Origin of the sequence: Lachnospira pectinoschiza, assembly GCF_020564355.1 — a bacterium.
Lineage (GTDB): Bacteria > Bacillota > Clostridia > Lachnospirales > Lachnospiraceae > Lachnospira > Lachnospira intestinalis.
On the sequence record NZ_JAJCRR010000064.1, the window covers coordinates 1 to 211 of the forward strand.

At 53.1% G+C, this 211-nt stretch carries 1 rRNA gene; it reads right to left on the bottom strand.

The features are described from left to right. Window positions 1-211, bottom strand: a 23S ribosomal RNA gene (locus LI288_RS14850); the annotation flags it as partial.

Below are 211 nucleotides of genomic sequence, written 5' to 3' on the forward strand. Positions count from 1 at the left end.
CTAAGAGCACCCCTTCTCCCGAAGTTACGGGGTCATTTTGCCGAGTTCCTTAACAATGCTTCTCCCGCCGGCCTTAGGATTCTCTCCTCATCCACCTGTGTCGGTTTACGGTACGGGTACATTAAACGCAATAGCGGCTTTTCTCGACAGCCGGTAAGCATGCTTCGCTACTTTTGTTCGCTCCGCGTCACATTCTCGGGTTGCATGACGG